The organism is Psychrobacter sp. 4Dc, from assembly GCF_002836715.1.
GTDB lineage: Bacteria > Pseudomonadota > Gammaproteobacteria > Pseudomonadales > Moraxellaceae > Psychrobacter.
The window spans coordinates 1-2,897 of sequence record NZ_PJAT01000117.1; the positions used below are offsets into that span (position 1 = coordinate 1).

2 protein-coding genes are annotated in these 2,897 nt (G+C 42.6%); one reads left to right on the forward strand and one right to left on the reverse strand.

The genetic code is table 11. The features are described 5' to 3' along the window. Positions 1 to 197: 197 nt before the first annotated feature. Positions 198 to 1,898: an AMP-binding protein gene (locus CXF61_RS11415; protein WP_165598268.1), complete on the forward strand. Its 1,701-nt coding sequence runs from the start codon at positions 198 to 200 to the stop codon at positions 1,896 to 1,898. An 80-nt stretch (positions 1,899 to 1,978) separates the two neighbouring features. Here CXF61_RS11415 and CXF61_RS11420 read toward each other — a convergent pair whose 3' ends face one another. Continuing rightward, positions 1,979 to 2,848: an SDR family oxidoreductase gene (locus CXF61_RS11420; protein WP_165598269.1), complete on the reverse strand. Its 870-nt coding sequence runs from the start codon at positions 2,846 to 2,848 to the stop codon at positions 1,979 to 1,981. Positions 2,849 to 2,897: the final 49 nt, after the last annotated feature.

Sequence of the window (2,897 nt, forward strand, 5' to 3'; positions counted from 1 at the left end):
TTTTTTAATCTGATGAGCTATTTATGCTCTGTGATTAAATCAAACTTTATAAGGGCCCCGTATTTTAGCAGTATGTGAACATATAGGATAGCACTCGACAATTTCTTGCTAACGGAACAGCGATTTAAATTGTTGACATGGATGTGACTACTTTTTTATAGAGCCTTAATTTATTTTAATATTTAAGGACGCTAATCATGACTGTAGATAAACCTTGGCTTGCTCAATATCCGGAAAACGTACCTAAGACGATTAATCCGGATCAGTATGAAAGCCTCATAGAGTTATATGAAGAGTGTTTTAACCGCTTTCGTATGCATCCGATGACTATCTGTATGGGTGTTACGCATACTTATGGTGATGTTGATAACGCTTCACTGGCAGTCGCAGCATGGTTACAGGCTCAAGGTTTACCTAAAGGCAGCGTAGTAGCTCTTATGATGCCGAACGTTCCACAATACCTACCGACTATGATTGGGATTCTGCGTGCAGGTTACGTTTGTACACCTATTAATCCACTATATACAGGCCGTGAGTTGCGTCATCAATTGAATGATTCAGGTGCTCAGGTTATCTTTGTTGTTGACAACTTTGCCCAAGCGCTTGAGCAAGTTATTGAAGAGACCAATATCAAACGTATCGTGCTATCGAAAATGGGCGATATGATGGGTCTGAAAGGTATTTTGGTCAATACCGTTATCCGTCAGGTCAAACGCTTGGTTCCAAAGTACAACCTAAATGACCCTAAGTACAATGTCACTAAATTCCCTGAAGTATTAAAAAAGGGAAAAAACCTACCGATTCAAGCACCAAAGACTACCCTACAACAAAAAGCGATTTTGCAGTATACAGGTGGTACGACTGGTTTATCTAAAGGTGCTGTCCTAACTCAACGTAATGTCGTCGCTGCTGCTATGCAATCAGAGGCATGGTATCGCCCTGTGACCTCAGGTATCAACGAGGTATACATCAATATGGTTATGGCCTTACCGTTGTATCATATTTTTGCCTTTATGCTGAGTTTGCTCGGTATGCGTTCAGGTTATACCTTTATCCTAGTGCCTAATCCGCGCGATATGCCAGGGTTTGTCAAAACCTTATCAAAACAACCGTTCCACATCTTCCCTGCAGTCAACACTCTATTTAAAGGGTTACTTGACCAACCAAACTTTAAAGATTTGGACTTTAGCTCGCTACGTATCACGCAAGCAGGTGGTATGGCGGCAACCGAGCAAACCGCAGCACGTTGGTTAGACGTGACTGGCTGCCCCATGGTTGAAGGTTGGGGTATGACTGAAGGTGTGGCTGGCGGTACTGCTAACGTTATCACTGATCGCAAATTCAACGGTACTATTGGTATACCTGTACCGAGTGTCGATATTATCGTGGTTGACGAAAACGGTGAGCGTGTTGGCATGCATCAATCGGGCGAGATGTGTATCAAAGGTCCAAACGTAATGTCAGGATACTTTAATAAAGACAATAGCAATGACTTTACTCGCGATGGCTACTTCCGCACTGGTGATATCGTTAGTATGGATGAGAAAGGCTACTTTACTCTACTAGATCGTAAGAAAGACATGATCTTAGTTTCAGGCTTCAATGTATTTCCGAATGAAATCGAATCTGTCATGCTTGATTGTGATGGTATCGTCGATTGCGCCGTAATTGGCATTCCTGATGAAAATCAAGGTGAAGCGGTTAAAATTTATATCGTACCTGCCGATAATAATGTCACTAAAGAAGTCATCAAAGAATTTGCGCTAGACAATTTGACTGGTTATAAGTGTCCACGTCATATTGAGTTTGTTAGTGAACTACCAAAGAGTAACGTTGGTAAAGTACTGCGTCAAAAATTGCGTGAACAGCATATGTCAAACAATCCTCAAACGTTGTAATACTTACCCTACTATTTCAGAACAAATAGAAGAAGCCCACTATTATTGTAGTGGGCTTCTTCTTTTCTGCTTTAAGAAAATCAGCTTAGTTTATTCATCACCTGTAATGGTAAGTGCTTCATCGCGTGACTGACCATAGACCAAGGCAGGCTCGGTACACAGGCTTCATCTACGCCCGCTTCAATAGCCGCGACAATGGCTTTAGTACCAGTATCTGTATCGACTTCGAACGGTAATGGTTTGGAGCCTTCGTTGATTTCAGTGCGAATATAACCTGGGTAAATCGTAGAAACTTTGATAGGAAGATTGGTCAAAAGCATATCGGCACGAATACCTTCTGCTAAGTGAGCCAAACCAGCTTTACTTGCACCATAGGTCGTCAGATGCCTAGGTAATCCGCGCATGGCTGACATGCTCGATATCACGACCAAATGCCCGCTGTTCTGAGCACGGAAAATATTCATGGCAGCTTCACACTGTGCCAATGCGGCGACAAAATTGACATCAGCAGTGCGACGATTGGTTTCAAAATGTCCTTTACCAATGCGGCGGCTATCACCAATACCCGCATTGACCACTACTCGCTCAATGCTGCCAAAGTCATCTGCAAAAGCATCAAACACTTGAAAAACCGCATCATAATCACTCACATCTAGTGCTTGGTATTCGACTCGGATATCAGGATACTTGTCCATCATCTCCGACTTTAAATGCTCTAAACGATCAGTGCGACGCGCACATATGGCCAAGTTGTAGCCAAGGCTAGCAAACAATCTTGCCATACCCTCGCCCAGACCTGAACTGGCACCTGTGATAAGCACCGTTTTACCTTTGCCTACTTGCTGCTTACTCAAGTCTTTTAGATAACTTGCAGGTCGAACCGCGCCTACTATCTGGTTTTTGCTATGGCGCGCACTTTTAGCAACCAATTTTATTAATTTGTTTTGCATGTACCGTCCTTTGTATATCGATATTGCACAGAATCAAATCAGTATTTCT

Excerpts from the sequence above, each read along its gene's own strand:
- CXF61_RS11415 (WP_165598268.1), top strand. The coding sequence starts at position 198 with ATGACTGTAGATAAACCTTGGCTTGCTCAATATCCGGAAAACGTACCT.
- CXF61_RS11420 (WP_165598269.1), bottom strand. The coding sequence starts at position 2,848 with ATGCAAAACAAATTAATAAAATTGGTTGCTAAAAGTGCGCGCCATAGC.